This is a genomic window from Sphaerisporangium flaviroseum (assembly GCF_039537005.1).
GTDB classification, from domain to species: Bacteria; Actinomycetota; Actinomycetes; order Streptosporangiales; family Streptosporangiaceae; genus Sphaerisporangium; species Sphaerisporangium flaviroseum.
In genome coordinates, this window is the sequence record NZ_BAAAZR010000002.1 from 275,094 (window position 1) to 298,589 (window position 23,496).

A 23,496-nucleotide genomic window follows, 5' to 3' on the forward strand; every position below is an offset into this window, starting at 1 on the left:
CGGGCCGAGGAGATGTGCTCATGAAACGTTCACGGGGACGGGCGCGGTGACACGTCCTTCCACGCTGGAGCGGGCGCGGGCCGCGCCCTCCGCCGCCCCGCCCCGGACGGCCTACGGCGAGCGGCCGGGGGTGGCCTACCTGTTCCTCTCGCCGTGGGTCGCGGGCGCGGTCCTGCTGACCGTGGGCCCGATGCTCGCCTCGCTGTACCTGTCCTTCACCGACTACGACCTGTTCACGGCGCCCTCGTTCGTCGGCCTCGACAACTACGCGCGGTTGTTCACGACGGACCCCCATTTCGTGAACGCGGTCTGGGCGACGGTGAAGTTCGTGGTCCTGTCCGTCCCGGCGCAGCTCGTGGCGGCGCTGGCCGTGGCCCTGCTGCTCGACCGGGCCAGCCGCGCGCAGGGCCTGTACCGCTCGGCGTTCTACGCCCCGTCCCTGCTCGGCGCGAGCGTCGCGGTGGCTCTGGTGTGGCGGGCCATGTTCTCCACCGAGGGAGCGGCCGACCGGATCCTGTCGTTCTTCGGCGTCGACACCGGCGGCTGGGTCACCGACCCGGACCTGGCGCTGCTGATGCTCGTCCTGCTGGGCATCTGGCAGTTCGGCGCCCCGATGGTGATCTTCCTGGCCGGGCTGAAGCAGATCCCGGCCGAGTTGTACGACGCGGCCTCGGTGGACGGCGCAGGATGGTGGCGGCGGTTCTGGTCCATCACGGTGCCGATGCTCTCGCCGGTGATCTTCTTCAACCTGGTGCTCGACACGATCAGGGCCTTCCAGGTGTTCAACGCGGCGTTCATCGTCAGCAACGGCACCGGCGGCCCCGGCGACTCCACGTTGTTCTACACGCTCTACCTGTGGCAGAAGGGCTTCGTCGACTTCAAGATGGGCTACGCCTCGGCGATGGCCTGGGTGCTGCTGGTGGGCATCGCGCTCGTCACTACTTTCATCTTCAGGTCGGCCCGTTCCTGGGTCCACTACGGGGGTGGCGAGCGGTGATCCGCCGGACGATCTGGCACGTGGCCGTGCTGGCCGCGCTCGGCGTGATGCTCTACCCGATCCTGTGGCTGCTGGCCAGCTCGTTCAAGCCGAGCGGGAGCATCGCCTCCAGCGTGGGGCTGTGGGCCGACACCTTCACGCTGGGCAACTACGCCTCGGTGCTGAGCGGGGCCGCCGACACCCCGGTCTGGCGGTACTTCCTCAACTCCACGATCGTGGCCGGCGGCGCGGTGATCGGCAACGTGGTCACCTGCTCGCTGGCCGCCTACGCCTTCGCCAGGCTGAGGTTCCGGCTGCGCACCCCGCTGTTCGCGTTCATGCTGGCCACGATCATGCTTCCGCAGCACGTGGTGCTGATCCCGCAGTACACGATCTTCCAGCAGCTCGGCATGGTCGACTCGTTCTGGCCGCTGGTGCTGCCGAAGTTCCTGGCCACCGACGCGTTCTTCGTCTTCCTGATGGTCCAGTTCATCCGGCAGCTCCCGCGTGAGCTGGACGAGGCCGCCAGAATCGACGGCTGCGGCCCGGTCCGGATCTTCGCCCACATCACCCTGCCTCTGATCAAGCCCGCGATGATCACCACGGCGATCTTCACGTTCATCTGGACCTGGAATGACTTCTTCACCCAGCTCATCTACCTGTCCTCGCCGGACAGGCTCACGCTGCCCCTGGCCCTGCGCCAGTTCGTGGACCTGCAGGAGAGCGCCGCGTCCTTCGGCCCGATGTTCGCCCTGTCGGTGCTCTCCCTCGTGCCGATCCTGCTGTTCTTCGCCGCCTTCCAGCGCTTCCTGGTCCAGGGCCTGGCCACCTCGGGACTCAAGGGATGAGCCGCCGGTTCACACTCCTGTCGGAGTCGCTCCTGCTGGGAGTGCTGGTGTTCCTCGCCTCGCTGCCGCTGGTCACCACGTTCGCCGCGGTGACCGCCGGGTGCGCGCTGCTGCGCGACGCGGAGCGGACGTCGGTCGGCGTGCGGCCCTACGGCCGCCGTCTGGTCGCCGTGGCCCGCGCCGGGCCGCTCGGCTTCGCCGCGCCGGTCGCGCTTGGCCTGGTGCTGACGCTCGACTGGGTGGCCGTGCGGGCCGGGCTTCCCGGGCACGAAGCGCTCGCCGTGCTGGTCCCGCTGGTGGCGCTGGCCGCCGCCGCGCTCGCCCTGCGGTGCGCCGCGGCGTGGCGGCCCGGGCTCGGCTGGCCGCGGGCGTTCCGCTCCGCCGTCCAGGCCGACCTGTACGGGACGGCGCTGCTGGCCATGGCGGTGGTCGTCGCCATGGTCGTCTGCTCGGCCTTTCCCCTCGTCACCCCGCTGGCCCTCGGCCAGCTCGTCCTCGCCGCCGTCGCCGTGGACGCCCGAATGTCTCCACTGCACGCCTGACCTGACCAGCTATGCACGGAGGTGTAGTTCAGCCATGCCGGAAATCGCCCGACGAGACATGTTGAAGGGGATGGTGGCGACCGGGGCCGGTGCCGCCCTGCCCCTGCCGTCCCTGTTCCACAACGCCTCCGCCGCCGCGGCCGTACCGGAGGTGACGATCAAGTGGCTGGAGGGCAGCCCCGGGCTCCCCGCCGGATCCACCTGGGGCACACCCTGGCCCAAGGGGGCGGTGCCCAAGGGACAGACGTTCGCGCTGGCCGCCGCCGACGGTACCGCCGTGCCCGTCCAGAGCTGGCCGATCGCCTACTGGCCCGACGGCTCGCTGAAGTGGACCGCCCACGCGGTCGCCGCCGTCGCCCCGGCCGAGTCCTACACCCTCAAGGCCGGTACGGCCGCCGCCCCGGCCAGGCCGGTCACCGTCAAGGACGCCCGCAACCACGTCGACGTGGACACCGGCGTGATCAGGGTCCGCGTTCGCAAGGACGGCTCGGAGCTGATCAGCCAGGTCTGGCGTGGTGAGGTCGAGGTCGCGCGCAGGCTCCGGCTCGTCAACCTCAGGCAGGCCAGGATCGACGACGACGAGGAGAGCACGACGCAGCTCGACCGGTATACGAGCGACATCCAGAAGGTCACGGTCGAGCAGTCAGGATCAGGACCGGCCCGTGCGGTGGTCCGCGTCGAAGGCAGGCACCAGAACAAGAAGGGCAAGGCGTGGCTGCCGTTCACCGTGCGGTTCTACTTCTACGCGGGCGCCGAGAGCATCCGCATGATGCACACGTTCGTCTTCGACCGCGACGGGCGGCAGGACTTCATCGCGGGGCTCGGGGTACGGGTCGGCGTGCCCATGCGCGACGAACCGTACAACCGGCACGTGAGGTTCGTCGGCGACGGGCACGGCATGCTGACCGAGGCGGTCAAGGGCATCACCGGCCTGCGCCGGGACCCGGGGGCCGCGGTGCGCACCGCGCAGGTCGCCGGGACGAGACTCCCCGACATCTCCACCTGGGACACCCGGGTGAGCAGCCGCGTCCACCTCATCCCGGACTGGGGCGACCACACGCTCAGCCAGCTCTCCGCCGAGGGCTTCACGGTGAAGAAGCGGACGAAGAAGGGATACGGCTGGGTCGACGTCGACCAGGGAAAGCGGGCCTCCGGGCTCGGGTACGTCGGCGGCGTCTCCGGCGGGCTGGCGTTCGGGCTGCGCGACTTCTGGCAGCGCCACCCGACCCAGCTCGACATCCGGGGCGCCGCGTCGGACGAGGCCGAGGTGACCGTCTGGATGTGGTCGCCGGAGGCCGGCCCGATGGACACGCGGTTCTACCACGACGGCCTGGGCCAGGACACCTATCCCGAGCAGCTCGAAGGACTCAACATCACCTACGAGGACTACGAACCCGGGTTCGGTACGCCGTACGGCATCGCCCGCACCGGCGAGCTGACGTTCTGGGCCGTGGAGGCGACCCCCGCCGCCGACCGGCTGGCCGCGATGGCCGACGCCGCGCGCACCCCGCCGCAGCTCGTCAACCCGGTCGGGCACCTGGTGGCGGCCAAGGTGTTCGGCGGCCTGTTCGCCCCCGTCGACCGGTCGGTCCCGGCCGCCAAGGCGATCGAGGACCACCTGGACTTCCTCTTCGCCTACTACAAGGGGCAGGTCGAGCAGCGGCACTGGTACGGGTTCTGGAACTACGGCGACATCATGCACACCTACGACGAGGACCGCCACGTGTGGCGCTACGACGTCGGCGGGTACGCCTGGGACAACTCCGAGCTGTCACCGGACCTGTGGCTCTGGTACGCGTTCCTGCGCTCGGGCCGGGCCGACATCTACCGGTTCGCCGAGGCGATGACCCGGCACACCGGCGAGGTGGACGTCTACCACCTCGGCCCCTGGGCCGGCCTCGGCACCCGGCACAACGTGCAGCACTGGGGGTGCAGCGCCAAGCAGCAGCGCATCTCCACCGCGGCCTACCGGCGGATCTTCTACTTCCTCACCGCCGACGAGCGGGTCGGCGACCTCATGCGGGCGCTGGTGGACTCCGACAAGACGTTCATGGCGCTCGACCCGCTCCGCAAGATCCGGACCGAGCCCTACACGCCGGATCCGGAGGCCCTGGCCATCGGTCTCGGCACCGACTGGTCGGGGCTGGCCGCGGCGTGGCTGACCGAGTGGGAACGCGGCGGCGACCCGATCGCGGAGAAGAAGCTCAAGGCGACCATGCGGACCATCGCGGCGATGCCCAACGGCTTCGTCACCGGTGAGGGCCTCTACAGCCTGTCCACCGGCGAGTTCGCCCCGGCGGAGAAGAAGGTCGCCGTCTCTCACCTGTCGGCGATGTTCGGCCAGGTGGAGATCTGCGCCGAGCTCATCGACCTGATCGAGATGCCGGAGTTCGAGAAGGCGTGGCTGCAGTACTGCCGGCTCTTCAACGGCACCGCGGCCGAGCAGACCGCGGAGACCGGGGCCGCGTTCGGCAACCTGATCCTCAGGCAGGGCCACTCCCGCCTCACCGCCTACGCGGCGGTCCGGCTGGCCCGGGACGATCTGGCGGCCCGGGCGTGGCAGGAGTTCTACACCGGCGACGGCTATGGCCCGAACCTGCCCTGGAGGTCGGAGAAGGTCGCCACGACGCTGAACCCCACCGAGGAGGCGATCTGGGTCTCCACCAACACCACCGCCCTGTACGGCCTGGCGGCCATCCAGAACCTGGCCCTCATCGGCTCGAAGATCACCGGCCCCTGACCGTCCGACGGCCCGGCCCCGTACCGCCATGGGCGGTACGGGGTTCGCGCCGGAAGCGCCTTTTCAGGTTATTGGATCGGTCGTACAATTGCGGTTCTCGGCAACGTGATGGGAGTGCGCGATGACGCCTGCCAAGAACCTCACTCCGGACATCGAGCACGACGAGCGGGTCCCCGGGCAGCGGGCCTACGAGGCGGTGATCGAGCGCCTGTCGAAGGCGTCGGTCGAGAAGCACTGGGAGCCCTACGTCGACATCCCCTGGGACGACCCGGACTTCGCCGTCGACCAGACCGATCCGCGCTGGGAGATGCCGCTGGTCGACGCGCTGGGCAGCCATCCGTGGTACCAGGGGCAGCCCCAGCACATCCGGGCCACGATGGGCCTGTGGCGGGTGGCCACCGCGATGAAGGTCGGCCTGCAGTTCGAGAACCTGCTCAAGCGCGGCCTGCTGAACTACGCCTACCGGCTGCCCAACGGGTCACCGGAGTTCCGGTACGTCTACCACGAGACCATCGAAGAGGGACATCACGGCATGATGTTCCAGGAGTTCGTCAACCGTACGAAGCTCCCGATCCGGGGGATGCCCCGGCACCTCAGCGTGCTGGCGCAGGGGGTGCCGTGGATCCCCCTCATCTCCACCGAGCTGTTCTTCGTCTTCGTGCTGGGCGGCGAGGACCCGATCGACCACGTCCAGCGCAAGATGCTGAAGGACGGCAAGATCCATCATCCGCTCGAAGAGGCGATCATCCGCATCCACGTCGCGGAGGAGGCCAGGCACATCTCCTTCGCCCGGCACTACCTTCGCCGCAGGGTGCCCGCGCTGTCGCGGGCCAGGCGGTTCGCCCTCGGGCTGATCGCCCCGCTCATCCTCGGGCTCATGGCCAGGGTCATGCTCTCGCCGCCAGGCGCGATGATCAGAAGGTTCCACATCCCCGATGACGTGGTGAAGGAGGTCTACGAGGACAACCCGGAGACCGCCGCCCAGATCCGCGACTCCGTGGGCAGGACCAGGGAGCTGTGCGTCGAGCTCGGCCTGGTCAACGGGCTCAGCCGCCGCGTCTGGAAGGCGATGGGCATCTGGGACGAGCCCCGCGCCGCCTAGTTCGCGCCCGCCGGGCGTCCCGTGCGGAGGCGCCCGGCGGGCGCGCCCGCCCGCGGGTCACTCATGCCGGCGTACGGCGAGGAGCGGGAGCCTCAGGACGAACCGCGCGCCCCTGGGGGCGTCCTCGATGGCGAGGGTGCCGCCGTGGTGCTCGGCGATCTCCCTGGCGATGGCCAGGCCCAGCCCGGTGCCCTGCTTGTCCTTCTCGCGGCCGGCGGCAAGGCGGATGAAGCGCTGGAAGACGACCTCCCGCTGCTCGGGCGCGACGCCCTCGCCGTCGTCGACCACCTCCAGTACGGCCCGCTCGTCCTCCCGGCGCACCACTATCGTGACCGTGGAGGTGGCGTGCCGTTCGGCGTTGTCGAGCAGGTTGGTGAGCAGGCGGATGAGCTGGAGCCGGTCACCGCTGATCACCACGCCGGGCTGGAGGTCCAGCACGATCCGCTTCCCGCGGAAGCGGCGGCGGGCCTCGGTGCGGACGAGTTCGGCCAGGTCGATGAAGTCGTGGGTGACCTTCTCGCTGGAGTCCAGCCGGGCGATCATCAGCAGGTCGGTGACGATGGCCTGCAGCCGGTCCAGGCTCACCAGCACCGACTCGGAGGTCTTGATCCAGTCGGTGTCGTCGGGGTGCAGCAGCGCGTCCTCCACCTGCGTGCGCATGGCGGTGATGGGACTGCGCAGATCGTGCCCGGCGTCGGAGGCGAAACGCCGTTGCCGCTCCACCGCCTGCTGCAAGCGGTCCAGGGTCTCGTTAACGGTCTCCCCGAGGCTGCGGATCTCGTCGCGATTGGCGGGCAGGGGCACCCGCCGGCTCAGGTCCGACGCGGTGATCTCCACCAGTTCCCTGCAGACGCTGTCCACGGGGGCGAGGGCCCGCTCCACGATGCGATATGTGCCGAAGCCCGTCGCCGCGATCAGAATGAGCGAGCCCGCCGCGAGGATCGCCACGAGCATGGGATCGACGTACCACGGGACTATGGGGTCGGCGCCGTAGATGAGCCAGTCGCCCGTGTAGCGGTAGAACCGTATGGCGACCACGCCCATGCAGGTGTCGGGGAACGCTGGCACCGAGCAGGTCACCTGTTGGGCCGGGACGAGCTCGTTCGGGGGGACGAACGGCGCCATCAGCGGCTTGCCCGCCATCTCCTTGGTCGACGACACGATCTGGCCGACCTCGTCCACCACCTGGATGGCGGCCACGCTCTGCGGGGGCAGGATCCGGGGCAGGTCGCCCACTCTGATCATGCGAGCGATGCGGAGGTTGGCCAGCGTGATCTCCTGCCTGCGCTCGCTCATCGCCAGGTCGCGGACGCCCACGAACACGAGCATGCTGACGCCCAGGCACGCCAAGGCCGTAACGGCGCCGGCGACCCATGCCAGCCGGGCCCGTACGGACCAGTCGCGCCAGAGCCTCACCGTGCCCCCCTGTCCGCCTCATGATCACCCTAAATCCGGATCATTCGCGGCCAGGCCAGTGAAAGGGCAAGATGGCACAAACTATGGATCAAGTACCTGCAGTGTGCGCGGTGCTCGGTTCATCGCCCGGGCTCCGTTTTTTGTGCATTCCACCACATCCCCGACCCTGGCCCCGTAAAGGTCGGGCACGTGGATCCCCGGCTCGATCGTCATGGTCATGCCAGGGGCGAGTACGGTCCGGTCCGCGGTGGTGAGCCACGGCCCCTCGCGGCGGTCCAGCCCGACCCCGTGCCCGGTCCCGCGCGTGACGTAGGGGCCGTACCCGCTCTCGTCCAGCACGGTCCAGGCGGCGTCGTCGACGGCGGCGGCCGGCACACCGGGCCGTACGGCGTCGGCGGCGGCGTCTCGCGCGGCCAGCAGGACGGCGTAGAGCGCGTCGAAGTCCTCGGGGGGTTCGGCCACGACGAACCCCCGGCTGGCGTGCGCGTGGTACCCGTCGTGCACGGCCGTCACCCGGATCGAGACGGCGTCGCCCGGGTTGATGACCCTGCCGGCCGGCACGTGGCGCGGCCGGGCGGTGTTCTCCCCGGCGGCCACGACGACGGAGACCAGTCCCTCGGCGCCCGACTCCAGGGCGAGCCGCCGGGCGATGCCGCCCTCGGTGACGCCGAACCACGGGAGGTCCCGGGCCAGGGCGAGGACGAGGTCGGCCGCCGCCGCCGCCCGCTCGATCGAGGCGATCTCGTCCGGGCGCTTGGTGATGCGCAGCGGGTCCAGCACCGCCGACGCCAGCACCAGATCGGCGTCGACGCGCAGGACGAACAGCTCGTGTGCCCGCATCTGCGCGTCGACCCCCACCCGGGACACCGAGGCGGGGATCAGCGCCGCCGCCTCCGCGGCGTCGGCCGCGAACCCCGGCGGCAGGCCGGGGGTGAGCACGAGGAACCCCGAGGCGTCGTGCCCGGTGACGTACCGCAGGTCGGGGGAGGGCCGCAGGACCAGCGCGTCCAGTCCCGCCTCCGCCATCCGGGCGAGTACGGCCGCCATGACCTCGCCGGTCATGCGGGCGGGTACAGCCAGCAGGACACCGGCCCGGGGAGCGGCTCCTTCTCCGCGCAGATGTCCATCGCCATCGGGCAGCGAGGATGGAACCGGCACCCCGTGGGCGGGTCCGCCGGGTCGGGCACGTCTCCGGGAAGCTCCTGGGGCAGCCGGCCCAGCCCGTCCGGTTCGGGGATCGCCCGCAGCAGCGCCTGGGTGTAGGGATGGCGCGGATCGGCCCAGATCTCGGCGGTCGGCCCGGTCTCCACGATCTTCCCGAGGTACATCACGGCGATGCGGTCCGCGATCAGCCGGACGACGGACAGATCGTGGCTGATGAACAGCAGGCCCGCGCCGGACTCGACGGCGAGGTTGCGCATCAGCGTCGCCACCTGGGCCTGGGCCGAGGCGTCGAGCGCGGAGATCGGCTCGTCCCCGATGAGCAGTGACGGGCGGGCCGCCAGCGCGCGGGCGATCGCGATCCGCTGGCGCTGCCCGCCGGAGAACTCGTGCGGGTAGCGGCCGGCCATCCGGGCTGGAAGGCCGACGCGCTCCAGCATGTCGCCGGGCGTCGTCTCGCGGTCGCCTGCGGTCCGCAGGCCGTCGGCGATCTGCGCGCCGATCCGCCGCCGGGGGTTGAGCGACGCGTAGGGATCCTGGAAGACCATCTGGATCTTGGTCAGCGCCGGGTCCCTGCGGCGCAGGCCCAGGCGGGTCACCTCGCCGTCCTCGAACGCGATGGTCCCGCCGGCGGCGGCCGTGAGCCCGCACACCGCGCGGGCCAGGGTGGACTTGCCGCATCCCGACTCGCCGACCAGCCCGACCACCTCGCCGGCCGCCACGCTGAGGCTGGCCCCCGCGACCGCCCGTACGGCCGGACGGCCCGGGGTCCGGTGGTCGACGACCAGGTCGTCCACGGTCAGCAGGCTCACGAGCCCTCCCTCGGAAGCGTGTCCACGCCCGCTGCGGGCGGTGGGTCCAGGATCTCGCCCGGTCGCGCGGCCGGGCCCTGCCTCGGCAGCGCGTCCAGGAGGGCGCGGGTGTAGGGATGATCGGGTTCGCGCAGGACGTGGGAGCGGGGACCGGTCTCCACGACCAGGCCGTCCTTCATGACGCTGACCTCGTCCGCGACCGCCGACATGACACCGAGGTCGTGGGTCACCAGCAGCACGGCGAGCCCCAGGTCGTCGCACAGGCCTCTGATCAGCCGCAGCACTCCCGCCTGGACGGTCACGTCGAGCGCGGTGGTCGGCTCGTCGGCGATCAGCACCTTCGGGCCGCACGCCAGGGCGATCGCGATGGCGATGCGCTGGCGCATGCCGCCGGAGAACTGGTGCGGATAGCGTTCGAAGGCCGCGGCCGGGCCGGGGATCCGTACCTGCCCGAGCAGCTCGATCGCCCGGGCACGCGACTCGGCTTTGCCGATCCGCAGATGGTGCCGCATGTGCTCGGTGAGCTGGCGGCCGATGGACAGCATCGGGTGGAGGCTGGTCGCCGGGTCCTGGAAGACCATCGAGATCTCGCGTCCCCTGACCTTGTTCAGGTCGCGCTGGGACAGGTCGAGCAGGTCGCGGCCGTCGAGGAGGACACGGCCGGTCGTGCGGGCGCCGTGGGGGAGCAGGCCGAGCGTGGCGAGCCCCGTCATGGTCTTGCCCGAGCCGCTCTCGCCCGCGAGGCCGTGGACGCGGCCGGGCCGCAGGTCGATGCCGACGCCGCGGAGGATGTCGTGCTCGCCGATGGAGACGGTCAGGTCCTCCACGCTCAGGACCGGTGCCACAGGCCCGCTCATAGCGCACGCTCCTTGATGGCACGGGCCGTACGGGGGTCCAGGGCGTCGCGCAGCGTGTCGCCGAGGAAGTTGAAGGCCAGCACCACGGTGAGGATGGCCAGGCCGGGGAACGTCGCGACCCACCAGCTGTCGAACACGTCCACCCCGGCGGCGACCATCGCGCCCCACTCAGGGGACGGCGGCTTGGCCCCGAGCCCGAGGAAGGAGAGCCCCGACAGCAGCAGGAGCGCCGTGCCGATGTCGAGCGTGGCGAGGACGAGGACGGGACCGGTCACGTTGGGCAGCACGTCGACCCGCAGGGAGCGCCAGGCCGAGAAGCCGAGTAGCCGCCCGCTGAGCACGAACTCGCGCTCGCGCATACCAAGGACCAGGCCGCGCGTCACCCGGGCGTAGGAGGGCCAGGCCACGACCAGGACCGCCAGCACCGCGTTGGTCAGGCTCGCCCCGAGGGCCGCGGCGACGACCATCGCGAGGATCACGGTGGGGAACGCGAAGACCAGGTCGGCCAGCCGCATGATCCCCTCTCCCACCCATTTACCGAAATATCCGGCGCAGGCGCCGAGGACGCCGCCGATCAGCAGCGACAGCGCCACCAGCAACAGCGTCAGCGGGATGGACACGCGGGCGCCGTACATGACCCGGGACAGGATGTCGCGGCCGAGCTGGTCGGTGCCGAACCAGTGACCGGGGCCGGGCGAGGCCAGCCGCGGCAGGTCCTGGGCCAGCGGGTCGTGCGGCGCCAGCAGCGGAGCCGCGACGGCGACCACCAGCCAGGCGACCGCGACCACACCGCCCACGATGGCCAGCGGCTGCCGCCACGCCTCGGGAAGGCGCGAGAGGATCCTCACCACAGCCTCTCTCCTGGATGGACGGCCATGCCGGAGCGTTTCCGGCCGATGACCCCGTGCGCGATCACGAGAGCCTCACTCTTGGGTCGATGATCCCGTACAGGATGTCGACCACCAGGTTGATCAGGACGTACACCGCGCCCACCACCAGCCCGACGCCCATGACGGCGGGCAGGTCGAGGGTCGTGGCGCTCTTGTAGGCGTACTGGCCGATGCCCGGCCGGGCGAAGACCGACTCGACCAGCACGGTGCCCGACAGCAGGCTGCCGAACGCCAGGCCGGCGACCGTGATGATCGGCACGAGCGCCGAGCGCAGCACGTACCGGAAGAGGATGACCCTGCCCGGCAGGCCCTTGGCGCGGGCCGCGCGCACGTAGTCCTGCCCGAGCACCTCCAGCACCGCCGAGCGCGTGAAGCGGGTGAGCAGGCCGATCGTGTACGCGGCCAGCACCAACGCGGGGGTGATCAGGTGCCCCACGGCCGACGAGAACACGTCCCACTGCCCCGCGAGCGCGGCGTCGATCGTGTACAGGCCGGTGACGTCGGGCGGAGCGCTCATGTCGGGGGCGATGCGACCGCTGCCCGGGGTGATCTGGAGCCGGAAGAAGAACACGTAGAAGGCCACCAGCGCGAGCCAGAACGTCGGCACCGAGATGCCGACGAGGCTGATGACCCGCAGGACCTGGTCCGACAGCCGGTCGCGGCGCAGCGCGGCGACGACACCGAACGCGACCCCCGCCACCAGCGAGATCGCGATCGCCCCGCCCGCCAGCTCGATCGTGGCCGGCACGAACTCGGCCAGGTCCTGGAGGACGGGACGGTGACTCTGCTGGCTCATGCCGAGATCGCCCTGGAGCAGCCCGCCCAGATACGTCAGGTACTGCGCGGGAAGCGGCTTGTCCAGACCGTGCTCGGCCCGGAACCGGGCCACGATGGCCGGATCGCCGAGCGCGCTCTGGCCGAGGTTGGCCGTCACCGGATCGCCCGGCACCAGGTTGGTCAGGACGAACGTGACCAGCGTGATCCCGAAGCCCAGCAGCACCGCGGCGGCGATCCTGCGGAGCAGGAACCTCGCCAGAGGCCTGCGCGTGCCCGTGCGGGTGGTACGGCGCGGAGCCGTACCACCCGCGGGAGCGTCACTTGGCGCCGAGGGCTGCGACATCGACCGTCCACACGGGGTGGAACGCGAGGCCGGTGACGGAGGCGGCCGTCACGATGTTCTGGCTGGGCTGGATCAGCGGGATGAACGGCCCCGAGGCGTTGAGCTTGTTCTGGATGTCGGTGTAGAGCTGCTTGCGCTCGTCGTCGCCGATGGTCGTGGCGGCCTTGTCGCCCACGGCCTCCAGTTCCTTGTCGGCCCCCGCCTTCCAGCCGGCGCGCAGGCCGACCGTCTTGCCGGGGAGGAAGACCAGGTAGTCGGTCGGGTCCGGATAGTCCGGGCCCCAGTACCACAGGCCGAGCTCCTCCTTGCCGTTGCGGTAGTTCTCCAGCGCGGTCGCCACCGGGGCGGGGGCCAGCTCGACGGTGATGCCGACCTCCTTGAGGTTGGCCTGGATGCGCTCGGCGAACGGCTGGAACGACAGGCCCTGGAGCGTGATGTCGCTGGGGTACTCCAGCTTGATGCTCGGGGCGCTCACGCCGCTGGCCGCCAGGGCCGCCTTGGCGCCCTCCACATCGCGCTTGACCGCCTGGTCGGGGGACAGCGCGCCCAGGAACATCGTCGGGATCACGCCCGGGGCCTGCACCGAGCCCTCACCGGCGAGCTCCAGCAGGCCCTGGTAGTCGACGCCCTTGCGGATGGCCTCGACGACCTTGGGATTGTTGGTCACCTTGCTGACGCCGGAGTCCTGGTTGGCGAGCAGGAAGACGACGTTGGCCGACGCCGTCTTGGTGGTCTGGAGGTTCCCGCTGACGCCCTTGATCTGGTCGCCGGACAGGTCGAGGGCGAGCTGGCTGTCACCCCGCTGGACGTTCAGCTTCTGGGTGGCGGACTCGACGTTGCGGAGCACCACCTTGGCGTAGGCGGGCTTCTTGGCGCCCCAGTACTTGGGGTTGGCCTTCAGCACCACCTGCGACTGGGCGTTGAAGGACTCCAGCTGGTACGGCCCGGAGCCGGCGGAGGCGCCGTTGAGGTACTGCTCGGCCTTGTCGGAGGAGTCGGCGGTGCCGCCGTTCGCCTTGACGACCTTGGAGTTCACGATGCCGAGCGCGGGGTTCGGGAGGATGAACGGCAGCGCCGGGTTGGCGATCTTGGAGGTCAGCGTGACGGTCGTCTCGTCGGTCTTGGCGACCTTGACCCCGTCGAGCAGGAAGGACGGGTTGCCCTTCATCTCCCGCACGCGGTCGAGGGAGAACACGACGTCGTCGGCGGTGACGGGGGAGCCGTCGGAGAACGTGGCGCCCTGCCTCAGCTTCAGCGTGAGCGTCTTGCCGTCTTGCGACTGCTCGTAGGACTCGGCGAGCGAGGGCAGCGGCTTGGTGACGTCGGTGCCCTCGAAGGTCAGCAGGGTGTCGTAGAGCGCCTTGCCGATGATCAGCCCGGTCGGCTCGTAGTTGCGGCCGGGGTCCGCGGTCTTGAGGGTGAAGGAGGCGTCCATCACCAGGGTCTTGCTCGCGCCGCCGCTCTGAGACGACGTGGTGGGCGTGCTGCCACCGGAGCAGGCGGCGAGGGAGAGCGCGCCGGTGAGCAGGACCGGCAGCAGCGCCGCCTTTGCCTGCCATGCCGTACGGCGCCGCGGACGGGTCGCCATTCTGTGTCCTCCGGAATTGGGCTATGTAGACGATTGTTAGCGTGTCGTCCAGGATTGTCCGCTAGAACGTCCAGCTCATGGCAGTACGCCGAGACGGATCTGACGCATAGGAACCAGGTATGACCGAAATGTCAGGCGGGCCATCGTCCGGGACCGGCGTCCCTGGACGGATCGGCATCGGCCTCCAGCTCGACGCGATCCATATGAAGATCCTCGAAGTGCTGCGGGAGAACGGCCGCATCTCGGTGGCGGCGCTCGCCGAGCGGGTCGGGATCTCTCGTGCCAGCGCCTACACCAGGTTCGAGGCGTTGCGGGCAGACGGGGTGATCAAGAGGTTCACCGCCGAGGTCGACCACGTACGCGCCGGGCTCGGCATCACCGCGCTGGTCTTCGTGACGGTGCGGCAGCAGATGTGGAAGCAGTTCCGGGCCCAGCTCGCGCAGATGCCGGAAGTGGAGTACTGCGCGATCACGACCGGGCAGCACGACGCGATGATCCAGGTCAGGATGGCCGACGTCGCCGCGGTGCACGCGCTGGTGACCGAGCGGCTGGCGAGCATTCCCGCGGTCAAGGCGACCGAGACCGTCTTCATCCTGGACGAAGTGCTCAAGCGGCCGTACGTGCTCCCCTCCGACCACCGCCCCCGCCAGGCGCCGCGCCGCCCGCCGGCCGCCGACCCGCCGCCCCCGGCCGGAGTGCCCCTGGGCAAGATGCGCTTCGTCGGCGCCGCGGAGGGCCGCGCCGACATGCGCCGGCAGACCTGACCCGCTAGGCCTCCTCGCACACGCTGACCTGCGGGGTGTCGTCGCCGTCGAAGGTGAACTCCTCGATCAGGCGAAGGCGCCCGTCGGGCAGTGACTCGATGCGGCTGGAGCTGCGGCCTCCCGCCCGTCCCCCCGCCTTCAGCGCGTGGACGTAGGTGATCTCGACCCGATCGGCTTCCCTGGTGCCGACGAAGCGGCCGTGGGTGACGGTGTCGCCGCCGTAGCCGCCCCAGATGAGGCCGTCCTCCTCCTCGTAGACGAACCGGGTGGGATCGTCGGCGCTCACCTCGCTCGCCGTCGAGCTGATCATGATGAAAGTGCGGCCGTTGAGAAGGTTGCTGTCGCTCACGGCTCCGCATCGTGCCCACCTTCCGGCCCGGGCGCGGCCCGGCTGGACGTTTCGCTCACCAGTTCCGGGCTGGTGTGGTGATCCGTCTGCGGTCGATGGCGGAACAGAGGGATGATCTGTACGCCCGATTCGCCGCTCGTTAGAGTAAGTGCTCACTGATGTCCACGTGGTGGAGTGAACATGGATCTCGAGGAATACCAGCGGTGCGCCAGGACCTGGCTCGCGGCCAACGCCCCCGGAGCCCGCGCCGAAGGGGCCACCGAGGAGGACGGGCTCGCCGCGGCCAAGGACTTCATGGCACGGCTCTACGACGCGGGCTATTCCGGCATCACCTGGCCGGCCGAGTGGGGCGGCCAGGGGCTGACCCAGGCCGAGGAACGCGCCTTCGCCACCGAGGCGAGCGAGGTCACGCTGCCGACCTACGTGTTCTCCATCGGCCTCGGCATGTGCGGCCCCACGCTCGTCGACCTCGGCACGCCCGAGCAGAAGACCCGCCACATCAAGAAGCTGCTGCGCGGCGAGGACATCTGGTGCCAGCTGTTCTCCGAGCCCGGCGCGGGCAGCGACGTGGCCAGCCTGCAGACCCGGGCCGTGCCGTCGGACGACGGAGGCTGGGTCGTCAACGGCCAGAAGGTGTGGACCTCGGTCGCCCAGCACGCCGACTACGGCCTGCTGCTCGCGCGCACCGACGTGGACGTGCCCAAGCACAAGGGCCTGACGATGTTCATCGTCGACATGCACGCCGACGGCGTCACCGTCCGGCCGCTGAAGGACATGACCGGGCGTGCGCACTTCAACGAGATCTTCTTCGACGACGTGTACATCGCGCCGGGAAACGTCGTGGGCCAGGTCAACGACGGCTGGAGCTGCGCCGTCACGACTCTTCTGCACGAGCGGCTGTCGATCTCCAGTGGCGTCGGCATGAGCGGGCAGCGCGACAATCCCGCGTCCTTCGACTCCCTGCGCAAGATCGTCGACACCTCCGATCCCCTCGTACGCGACGGGCTCGTCGAGCTCCACATCAGGAGCCGCGCGCTCGCGCTGTTCAACGCCAAGCTCTCGCAGGAGACCAAGGCCGGGGTCTTCCCCGGCGCGCGGGGGAGCGCGGCCAAGCTGCTGCTCGCCGAGCTCGTCAACTTCCAGGCGGACCTCGCCGTCTCGCTGGCCGGGCCCGAGGCGGTCGCGTACGAGGGCGCGGGCGGGCTGGCCGGTGCCATCGCCCTCGCCCCGGCCATGTCCCTCGGCGGAGGCACCAACGAGATCATGCGCAACATCATCGGCGATCGGGTGCTGAACCTGCCTCCGGAGCCACGGGTGGACAAGAACGTGCCCTTCAAGGACCTGAAAGTCGGTACGCAGTCATGAAACTCGTCCTGTCCGCCGAGCAGCGGGAACTGCGTACCGCGGTCCGCGGCTTCCTCGGCACCGCTTCGCCGCTCAGCAAGGTCCGCGAGGACGCCGAGGGTCCCGACGGGTACGACCGGGCCGTCTACCGGCGCCTGAACGGCGAGCTGGGGCTGGCCGGCCTGATCGTCCCCGAGGAGTACGGCGGCGCGGGCGCGGGCCACGCCGACCTGGCCGTGGCCCTGGAGGAGACCGGCGCCGCGCTCCTGCCCGGACCGCTGCTCGCCACCGTGTTCGCCACCATCGTCCTGACCGAGCTGCCCGAGGGCGGCGCCGTCAAGGAGCTGCTGCCGGGCATCGCGTCCGGGACCACGGTGGCCACCGTCGCGCCGTTCCCCGGGCAGCCGGGCGCCGTCACCGCGTCGGGGGACACGCTGAGCGGCGAGCTTCCCGCGGTACCGAACGGAGCCGACGCCGACGTCATCCTGGTCGTCGCCGGCACCGGTGACCAGGTCACGGTGCACGCCGTCGAGGCGGGCGCGCAGGGCGTCGGCCGCACGCCGCTGACGACCCTCGACCTGACCCGCCGCCAGGCGCGCGTCACCCTCGACCACGCCCACGGCCGGCTCGCCGGAGGCGGGGAGGCCGCGGGGCGGGCGCTCGCGCGGGCCTTCGACCTGGCGTCGGTCGCGCTCGCGGCCGAGCAGCTCGGCGTGCTGCGCGCGGGGCTCGACGCGATCGTGGCCTACAGCAGGATCCGGATGGCGTTCGGCCGCCAGATCGGTTCCTACCAGGCGGTCAAGCACAAGCTCGCCGACATGCACTGCAAGCTGGAGCAGGCCGACGCGATCGTGCGGTACGCCGCGTGGGCCGCCGACGAGTCGCCGGCGGAGCTGGCGGAGGCCGCCGCCCTCGCCCAGGCGTACGTCGGGCGCGCCTGCTTCGAGGTGGCGCGCGGCCAGTTGCTGCTCCACGGCGGTATCGGTTTCACCTGGGAGCATGACGCGCATCTCTACTACAAGCGGGCGAAGAGCGATGAAGTGCTGTTCGGCCCGTCCCGGACCCACCGCACCCGCCTCGCCGACCTCGTCATCTGACCACCCGCCGGGCCTTGGACAGAAGGTCTCCTGACCCGGCCGACTCCCGTCATCTCGTGATGTGACCCGACCCGCGATCGAGGAGTTGCCCATGGACATCAGCGAGCTGCCTGGTTTCTACCGGATCGCCGAGGCCGACCCTGACCGCAGGGCGGTGGTCGACACCGACGGATCGGTCACCACGTTCGGCGAGCTGCTCGCCCGCGTCAACCAGGTGTCGAACGGGCTGCGGTCGCGCGGGCTGGTGAAGGGCGACGTGGTCGCGGGCGTGCTGCCCAACGGCATCGACGCGGTGATCATGCTGTTGGCCACCGGCCAGATCGGGCTGTACTACGTGCCCGTCAACTGGCACCTCACCGCCGCCGAGATCGCGTACATCTTCGGCGACTGCGACGCCAAGATCGTGGTGTACGGGGAGATCGACGGCGTGCTCGCGGGGACCGTCAAGGAGGCGTGCGCCTCCGCCGGGATCCCCGAGGAGGTGGTGTACGCGGGGCACGCCGGGCTCGCCGAGGGACGGTCGCCCGGCACTCCGGAGAACCGCTCCAGCGGATCGGTCATGTGGTACACCTCCGGCACCACCGGATTCCCGAAGGGCGTGCAGCGGTCGCTGTCCGGCTCCGCGCCCGAGGACGTCGTCCCGCTCACCACGTGGTTCGCCGGAGAGGTGTGCGACCTGCGGCCCGGGGACGCGGTCCACCTGGTCACCTCGCCGATGTACCACTCGTCGCCGTGCGCGCACACCTCCATCGCGCTCAACCTCGGGCACACCGTGGTCATCACCCCCAGGTTCGACCCGGTGAACATCCTGGAGCTGATCGACAAGTACCGCGTCACCAACGCGATGATGGTCCCAACGATGTTCCACCGGATGCTCCAGCTTCCCGCGGACGTCAAGAAGAAGTACGACGTGTCGTCCCTCCAGCAGGTGATCCACACCGGTGCGGCCTGCCCCGTCGCCGTCAAGAAGGCGATCATGGAGTGGTGGGGGCCGGTGCTCTACGAGTACTACGGCTCGACCGAGTCCACCATCGCGTTCTTCGTCAAGCCGCACGACTGGCTGGCCCGCCCCGGCACCGTCGGCCGCCCCGCGCCTACGTTCGAGGCGAGGATCCTGGACGAGAACGGCGAGGAGCTGCCTCCGGGGGAGCCCGGCATGGTCTACGTCAAGTCCGTCATCGGCGCCTTCGAGTACCGGAAGGACCCCGGTAAGACGGCCGCCAGCAAGCGAGGCGAGTGGTACACGCCCGGCGACATCGGCTACCTGGACCAGGACGGCTTCCTGTTCCTCTGCGACCGCCGTACCGACCTGATCATTTCGGGCGGGGTCAACATCTACCCCGCCGAGATCGAGGCCGCGTTGCTGGAGCATCCGGCCGTGGCCGACGTCGCGGTGATCGGGGTTCCCGACGAGGAATGGGGACATAAGGTCGTCGCGCTGATCCAGCCCGTCCCCGAGGTCAGCCCGGGCCCGGACCTGACCGCCGAGCTGCTGGCGCACTGCGAGCCCCGCATCGCGCGCTTCAAGCATCCCCGGGTGGTCGAGTACCGGGACGAGCTGCCGCGCACCCCGACGGGCAAGCTCTCCCGCTACCGGGTCCGGGAGGACTACCTCCGCCTGTCCAAGGACTCGTGACGACCCGGCCGCCATGTCGCCGGAGCGTCAGGAGGCGGCGATCCACTCGGTGGAGGTGGTGACCTTGTCCAGGATCTCCGGTATCGGGTCCACCCCCAGCCCCGGGCCGGTGGGGACGGGCAGATGGCCGTCCCGCAGGACGAAGGGCTCGGTGATGTCGGTCGCGAAGTAGCGGCTGGATCCCGAGGTGTCGCCCGGCAGGGTGAAGCCCGGCAGGGCCGCCAGCGCCACGTTGGCGGCCCTGCCGAGACCCGTCTCCAGCATGCCGCCGCACCACACCGCCATCCCGTGCGCCCGGCACAGGTCGTGGATGCGCCGGGCCTCGATGTAACCGCCCACCCGGCCGGGCTTGATGTTGATGATCGAGCAGGACCCGAGGGAGATGGCGGCGGCGGCGTGCGCGGCCGACTCGATGGACTCGTCCAGGCACACAGGAGTCCGCAGCCGCCTGGCCAGGGCAGCGTGCTGCACCAGGTCGTCGTCGGCCAGTGGCTGCTCGATGAGCAGCAGGCCGAAGTCGTCGAGCCGGGCCAGGTGGGGGGCGTCGGTGAGGGTGTAGGCGGCGTTGGCGTCCACCTGGAGGAGCAGGTCGTCACCGAAGCGCTCCCGTACCGCGCGTACGGGCGCCACGTCCCACCCGGGCTGGATCTTGAGCTTCACCCGGATGTAGCCCTCGTCCAGATATCCGGCCACCGCGTCGAGGAGCCGCGGGATCGAGTCCATGATGCCGACCGACACCCCGCAGGGCACCCGGTCGCGGGAGGCGCCCAGGAACCCCGCGAACGACCTGCCGGCCGCGCGCAGTTCGGCGTCGAGCACGGCCGTCTCCAGCGCCGCCTTGGCCATGCGGTGGCCCTTGAACGGCTCCAGCGCCCGGCCGACCGCGTACGCGTCGAGGTCCGGCAGGGCGGTCAGCGCGGGGATGAGGAACCGCCGCATGACGTCCGCGGCCCCGTCGGCGTACTCGGAGGAGTAGAGCGGCCCGGACATCGCCACGCATTCGCCCCACCCCTCGGCCGAGGGCGTGACGACTCGAACCAGCAGCACGTCCCGCTCGGTCTCGGTGCCGAAGGACGTGCGGAACGGCGAGACCAGCGGCATCGCGATCCTGCGCAGCTCGATACCGGTGATCTTCATGGTCGCTCCACGATGTAGTAGCCGTCGGCGGTGAATCCGGTCACGCGCGCACCGCCGTCCATGAGCCCGCCGAGCGCCTCGCGCACGGCGTGACGCCACGCCTTGGCCGCCGCCGGGTCGGTACGGCGAAGCGTCTCGACGTCCTTGGGCGTCCGGACCAGCAGCACCCGGCCGTCCACCCGCCCTGCCACGGGAAGGTCGGCCTCGGTGTCCAGCGCGACCACCGTCCCGCCGGGGAGAACCGGCGGCTCGGCCTCGGACGAGCAGGCCGCCACGACGTGCGGCTCGGCCAGCCGCCACACCGCCAGCAGCCGGTCGGACTCGTCACCCGCGTTGATCACGTCGCCCATGCGCCCGTAGAACGACCGCAGGTACTTCTCGGGCCGGGCGCCGAGCTTGGTGATGTTGAAGTAGGCGTTGCGGCGGACCAGCGGGTCGTACGTCCAGGAGATCTGGGTGAGTCCCTGGGCGAGCGCCCAGGCGCGCTGGTGGAGCTTGAGGGCGAAGCCGATGCCCCGCCCGGTGACGCTGCCGGTGACGTGCGAGTGCAGTGCCGTGCCCGGAGGGCCGGCGAGGAAGCCGACCGTCGCGCCCACCAGCCTCGTGCCGTCGAAGGCGCCGCTCACGTAGTTGCCGCTGTGGGACAGGGCCACCATGAGCTCCACACTCGCGGGCTCGTTGCCGGGCTCGGCCTTCCAGATGCCGTCGTACAGGGCGACGACCAGCTCGAACTCGGCGATCTCGCGAAGCTCGCGTATCTGGACCCCGCTGCGCCGGGCCGCCGCCTCCGCCTGCCCGGCGGCCTGGCCGACGAGGGTCACCGCCCCTCCAGGATCGCTTCCACCAGCCCCGCCAGCAGGGCCGTGCGGCGGGGCATCTCCGCCACGATCACGTGCTCGTGCGCCGCGTGGGCGCCGCCGCCCACCGCGCCGAGCCCGTCGAGCGTGGGGCAGCCGGCCCCGGCCGTGAAGTTGCCGTCCGACGCGCCGCCCACCGCCACGCCCCGCAGAGGGCCGAGCCCGAGCTCGGTCGCGACCTGCTCGGCCAGCTTGAACAGGGCCGAGGAGGAGGTGGCGTCCATGGGCGGACGGTTCGGCCCCCCTGTCAGCTCCAGGCGCGTCCCGGCCAGCCGTGGCGACAGGGCGCGCATCCAGGTGTCCACGAGGCCCTGTGCCGCGAGGTCGGGGGTGCGCACGTCCACGGCGACGACGGCCTGCGCGGGCACCGTGTTCTCGCTCATGCCCGCGGTCAGTACCGTCGGCGTCACGCTGGTCGGGCTCTCCGGGCCGGCCATCGCGGCGATGGCCACCACCTGGTGGGCAAGCTCGACCCCGGCGTTCGCCCCCTTCTCGGGTTCCAGGCCCGCGTGGGCGGCCCGCCCGTGCACGGCGAGCCGGTACCGCGAGACGCCCTTGCGCGCGGTCTTCAGCGCGCCGCCGTCGGCGCTCGCCTCCAGCACGAGCGCGGCCGAGCATCCCTCGGCGCTCTGCTCGATGAGCGCGCGCGACGTCGGCGATCCGACCTCCTCATCGCCCGTCACCAGCACGCACACCCCATCCAGCGACGTCAGCGAGCGCAGGGCGTGGAACAGCTGGACCAGCCCGGCCTTCATGTCGAACACCCCCGGGCCCCGGGCGACGCCGTCGGTGACCGACCACGGGTGCTCGCGCAGCGAGCCCGTCGGCCAGACGGTGTCGTGGTGGCCGAGCAGGAGCACGCGCGGCGTGCCGAAGCTCCAGCGCAGATGGGTGACCCCGTCGATCACGATCGGCTCGGGCCGCACGCCGAGGTGCCTTGCCCCCAGCGTGGCCACCACGCCCGCACTGGTCGCGACCGCGCCGAGATCGGACGAGAACGACTCGCAGAGGACGAGCTCCTCCAGGTCGTCCAGCATGACCGGAAGGTCGCCCGGCATCATCTGACGTGCCCCGCGCCGGACGCCGCCTGGGGGATCTCCGGCCCGGGACGCCCGAGCTCCGCGCGGAACAGCCGCATCACGTTGCCACCGAGGATCTTGCGGATCTCCTCGTCGGTCAGGCCGCGCTTGAGAAGCTGTTCGGTGACCAGGGGCATGCCGCGGGGCCCTTCGAGGCCGGGGATGGCCGCGAGGGAGTCGATCTCGCCGTACGCGACCGTCTCGCAGCAGGGGGGCGTCAGATCGGTCATGACCTCCCGCATGAAGTCGGGACCCAGGCCCACGTGGTCGATGCCGGCGACGTCGGCGATGTGGGTGATGTGGTCGGCGAGCCGCTCCGCCGTGTACTCCTCGGGGTTCTCCGACAGGAAGGGTGCCAGGAAGTTGACGCAGACCACGCCGCCACCGGCGCTGACGGCGCGCAGTTGCTCGTCGGTGAGGTTGCGGTGGTGGTCGCGCAGGGCGCGGGCCGAGGAGTGCGTGGCGATGACCGGCCGGGTGGCGATCTCCAGCACGTGGGCCACGCCGGACGCGCCCAGGTGGGAGATGTCGAAGATCATGCCGAGCCGTTCCATCTCCTTCAGGGCCGCGACGCCGTGGGCGGTGAGGCGGCTGCCGGTGGCGTCCTCCCCGCTGCCGTCGGCCAGCGGCGTACGGCCCCAGTGGGCGATGGAGGCCACCCGGACCCCCAGGCGGAACAGAGTGGGCAGCAGCTCCACGCTCGCGTCCAGCCCCGGCATGCTCTCAAGAGCGATGACCAGGGCGATCCTCCCCAGTGCCAGGGCCTCGTCGATCTGCTGCCCGTCGTAGCAGATGCTGACCTCGTCGGGATTGCCCTCGGCAAGCACGTGGGCGCACTCGATCATCCGCAGGGTCTGCCGGAGAGACCCCTCGGGGCGGAACTGGCTGTCGATGAACACCGGCAGAACCTGCACGTCGACGCCGCCCTCGCGTAGCTGGGGCAGCCACTGCTCGCGGAAGAACGACGCCCACATCTCCGGCGGCCTCGCGGAGACCGCCATGAGCAGGTCGTTATGGGTGTCTGCCACGATCGCGTCCTGATGGAGATCAGCGAACACGTGTGGACTCCTCTCGCCCGTCGAGCTTGCCGGTGGTCCTTCCCGGACGTCGTGAGGACGACGCGGAAGTCGGCCGGCCGGAAGGGGCACCCCCCGATCAGGGAGTGTCCGGTTTGATCCGAC

At 70.8% G+C, this 23,496-nt stretch carries 21 protein-coding genes; 9 read left to right on the forward strand and 12 right to left on the reverse strand.

What is annotated here, in order from left to right; all coding sequences use genetic code 11:
* Positions 1–46: 46 nt before the first annotated feature.
* From ABD810_RS07480 to ABD810_RS07500, 5 genes are all read left to right on the forward strand, one after another.
* Positions 47–997: a carbohydrate ABC transporter permease gene (locus tag ABD810_RS07480; RefSeq protein ID WP_344936010.1), complete on the forward strand. Its 951-nt coding sequence runs from the start codon at positions 47–49 to the stop codon at positions 995–997.
* A complete protein-coding gene (locus tag ABD810_RS07485) occupies positions 994–1,824 on the forward strand; it encodes a carbohydrate ABC transporter permease (RefSeq protein WP_425566862.1) in 831 nt (276 codons plus the stop codon). Before ABD810_RS07480 ends, ABD810_RS07485 begins: the two co-directional genes overlap by 4 nt.
* On the forward strand, positions 1,821–2,366 hold the full coding sequence (locus ABD810_RS07490) for a hypothetical protein (protein WP_344936012.1): 546 nt from the start codon (positions 1,821–1,823) through the stop codon (positions 2,364–2,366). Before ABD810_RS07485 ends, ABD810_RS07490 begins: the two co-directional genes overlap by 4 nt.
* Positions 2,367–2,424: 58 nt before the next feature.
* Positions 2,425–5,106, forward strand: coding sequence for an exo-rhamnogalacturonan lyase family protein (locus ABD810_RS07495; RefSeq protein WP_344936014.1), 2,682 nt, complete (start codon positions 2,425–2,427; stop codon positions 5,104–5,106).
* Positions 5,107–5,227: 121 nt separating this feature from the next.
* Positions 5,228–6,208: an AurF N-oxygenase family protein gene (locus ABD810_RS07500; RefSeq protein WP_344936017.1), complete on the forward strand. Its 981-nt coding sequence runs from the start codon at positions 5,228–5,230 to the stop codon at positions 6,206–6,208.
* A gap of 57 nt (positions 6,209–6,265) precedes the next feature.
* Here ABD810_RS07500 and ABD810_RS07505 read toward each other — a convergent pair whose 3' ends face one another.
* The 7 genes from ABD810_RS07505 to ABD810_RS07535 form a co-directional block, all read right to left on the reverse strand.
* Positions 6,266–7,624: a sensor histidine kinase gene (locus ABD810_RS07505; protein WP_344936019.1), complete on the reverse strand. Its 1,359-nt coding sequence runs from the start codon at positions 7,622–7,624 to the stop codon at positions 6,266–6,268.
* A gap of 81 nt (positions 7,625–7,705) precedes the next feature.
* The gene (locus ABD810_RS07510) at positions 7,706–8,686 is read right to left on the reverse strand and encodes a M24 family metallopeptidase (RefSeq protein WP_344936021.1); all 981 of its coding nucleotides are present in this window, start codon (positions 8,684–8,686) and stop codon (positions 7,706–7,708) included.
* Positions 8,683–9,597 (reverse strand): ABC transporter ATP-binding protein, encoded by a 915-nt coding sequence (locus tag ABD810_RS07515; RefSeq protein WP_344936023.1) that lies wholly within the window; start codon positions 9,595–9,597, stop codon positions 8,683–8,685. The genes ABD810_RS07510 and ABD810_RS07515 overlap by 4 nt, the downstream gene beginning before the upstream one ends.
* On the reverse strand, positions 9,594–10,454 hold the full coding sequence (locus ABD810_RS07520; protein ID WP_344936025.1) for an ABC transporter ATP-binding protein: 861 nt from the start codon (positions 10,452–10,454) through the stop codon (positions 9,594–9,596). Before ABD810_RS07520 ends, ABD810_RS07515 begins: the two co-directional genes overlap by 4 nt.
* Positions 10,451–11,302, reverse strand: coding sequence for an ABC transporter permease (locus ABD810_RS07525; protein WP_344936028.1), 852 nt, complete (start codon positions 11,300–11,302; stop codon positions 10,451–10,453). The genes ABD810_RS07520 and ABD810_RS07525 overlap by 4 nt, the downstream gene beginning before the upstream one ends.
* 64 nt (positions 11,303–11,366) lie before the next feature.
* Entirely contained in the window at positions 11,367–12,464 is a 1,098-nt protein-coding gene (locus ABD810_RS07530) for an ABC transporter permease (protein ID WP_344936030.1), read from the reverse strand.
* Positions 12,439–14,052: an ABC transporter substrate-binding protein gene (locus tag ABD810_RS07535; protein ID WP_344936033.1), complete on the reverse strand. Its 1,614-nt coding sequence runs from the start codon at positions 14,050–14,052 to the stop codon at positions 12,439–12,441. Before ABD810_RS07535 ends, ABD810_RS07530 begins: the two co-directional genes overlap by 26 nt.
* 119 nt (positions 14,053–14,171) lie before the next feature.
* Between ABD810_RS07535 and ABD810_RS07540 the strand changes: the two genes are divergently transcribed.
* Positions 14,172–14,816 (forward strand): Lrp/AsnC family transcriptional regulator, encoded by a 645-nt coding sequence (locus tag ABD810_RS07540; protein ID WP_344936036.1) that lies wholly within the window; start codon positions 14,172–14,174, stop codon positions 14,814–14,816.
* 4 nt (positions 14,817–14,820) lie between these two features.
* Here the strand turns inward: ABD810_RS07540 and ABD810_RS07545 are convergent, their stop codons facing one another.
* Entirely contained in the window at positions 14,821–15,165 is a 345-nt protein-coding gene (locus ABD810_RS07545; protein ID WP_344936040.1) for an avidin-fold protein, read from the reverse strand.
* A 180-nt stretch (positions 15,166–15,345) separates the two neighbouring features.
* On the opposite strand from ABD810_RS07545, the gene ABD810_RS07550 reads away from it, so the two are divergent.
* The 3 genes from ABD810_RS07550 to ABD810_RS07560 all read left to right on the forward strand — a co-directional run bounded on the left by ABD810_RS07550 (position 15,346) and on the right by ABD810_RS07560 (position 19,242).
* Positions 15,346–16,530: an acyl-CoA dehydrogenase family protein gene (locus tag ABD810_RS07550; RefSeq protein ID WP_344936043.1), complete on the forward strand. Its 1,185-nt coding sequence runs from the start codon at positions 15,346–15,348 to the stop codon at positions 16,528–16,530.
* Positions 16,527–17,606, forward strand: a complete 1,080-nt coding sequence (locus ABD810_RS07555; RefSeq protein ID WP_344936046.1) for an acyl-CoA dehydrogenase family protein — start codon at positions 16,527–16,529, stop codon at positions 17,604–17,606. The genes ABD810_RS07550 and ABD810_RS07555 overlap by 4 nt, the downstream gene beginning before the upstream one ends.
* A 91-nt stretch (positions 17,607–17,697) precedes the next feature.
* On the forward strand, positions 17,698–19,242 hold the full coding sequence (locus ABD810_RS07560) for an AMP-binding protein (RefSeq protein ID WP_344936048.1): 1,545 nt from the start codon (positions 17,698–17,700) through the stop codon (positions 19,240–19,242).
* Between the two features lie 27 nt (positions 19,243–19,269).
* Here ABD810_RS07560 and menC read toward each other — a convergent pair whose 3' ends face one another.
* From menC to ABD810_RS07580, 4 genes are read right to left on the reverse strand one after another with little or no spacing between them, the layout of a single operon-like run.
* A complete protein-coding gene (gene menC, locus ABD810_RS07565; RefSeq protein WP_344936051.1) occupies positions 19,270–20,379 on the reverse strand; it encodes an o-succinylbenzoate synthase in 1,110 nt (369 codons plus the stop codon).
* Positions 20,376–21,200, reverse strand: coding sequence for a GNAT family N-acetyltransferase (locus ABD810_RS07570; RefSeq protein ID WP_344936054.1), 825 nt, complete (start codon positions 21,198–21,200; stop codon positions 20,376–20,378). The genes menC and ABD810_RS07570 overlap by 4 nt, the downstream gene beginning before the upstream one ends.
* Positions 21,197–22,297 (reverse strand): M20 family metallopeptidase, encoded by a 1,101-nt coding sequence (locus tag ABD810_RS07575; RefSeq protein WP_344936057.1) that lies wholly within the window; start codon positions 22,295–22,297, stop codon positions 21,197–21,199. Before ABD810_RS07575 ends, ABD810_RS07570 begins: the two co-directional genes overlap by 4 nt.
* Positions 22,294–23,373 (reverse strand): dipeptidase, encoded by a 1,080-nt coding sequence (locus tag ABD810_RS07580; protein ID WP_344936059.1) that lies wholly within the window; start codon positions 23,371–23,373, stop codon positions 22,294–22,296. Before ABD810_RS07580 ends, ABD810_RS07575 begins: the two co-directional genes overlap by 4 nt.
* Between the last annotated feature and the right edge of the window lie 123 nt (positions 23,374–23,496).

Bases quoted from the DNA above. Each gene is read 5' to 3' on its own strand.
- ABD810_RS07490 (WP_344936012.1), top strand. From the start codon at position 1,821: ATGAGCCGCCGGTTCACACTCCTGTCGGAGTCGCTCCTGCTGGGAGTG.
- ABD810_RS07495 (WP_344936014.1), top strand. From the start codon at position 2,425: ATGTTGAAGGGGATGGTGGCGACCGGGGCCGGTGCCGCCCTGCCCCTG.
- ABD810_RS07500 (WP_344936017.1), top strand. From the start codon at position 5,228: ATGACGCCTGCCAAGAACCTCACTCCGGACATCGAGCACGACGAGCGG.
- ABD810_RS07510 (WP_344936021.1), bottom strand. From the start codon at position 8,686: ATGACCGGCGAGGTCATGGCGGCCGTACTCGCCCGGATGGCGGAGGCG.
- ABD810_RS07520 (WP_344936025.1), bottom strand. From the start codon at position 10,454: ATGAGCGGGCCTGTGGCACCGGTCCTGAGCGTGGAGGACCTGACCGTC.
- ABD810_RS07530 (WP_344936030.1), bottom strand. From the start codon at position 12,464: ATGTCGCAGCCCTCGGCGCCAAGTGACGCTCCCGCGGGTGGTACGGCT.
- ABD810_RS07535 (WP_344936033.1), bottom strand. From the start codon at position 14,052: ATGGCGACCCGTCCGCGGCGCCGTACGGCATGGCAGGCAAAGGCGGCG.
- ABD810_RS07540 (WP_344936036.1), top strand. From the start codon at position 14,172: ATGACCGAAATGTCAGGCGGGCCATCGTCCGGGACCGGCGTCCCTGGA.
- ABD810_RS07550 (WP_344936043.1), top strand. From the start codon at position 15,346: ATGGATCTCGAGGAATACCAGCGGTGCGCCAGGACCTGGCTCGCGGCC.
- ABD810_RS07555 (WP_344936046.1), top strand. From the start codon at position 16,527: ATGAAACTCGTCCTGTCCGCCGAGCAGCGGGAACTGCGTACCGCGGTC.
- ABD810_RS07560 (WP_344936048.1), top strand. From the start codon at position 17,698: ATGGACATCAGCGAGCTGCCTGGTTTCTACCGGATCGCCGAGGCCGAC.
- menC (WP_344936051.1), bottom strand. From the start codon at position 20,379: ATGAAGATCACCGGTATCGAGCTGCGCAGGATCGCGATGCCGCTGGTC.
- ABD810_RS07575 (WP_344936057.1), bottom strand. From the start codon at position 22,297: ATGATGCCGGGCGACCTTCCGGTCATGCTGGACGACCTGGAGGAGCTC.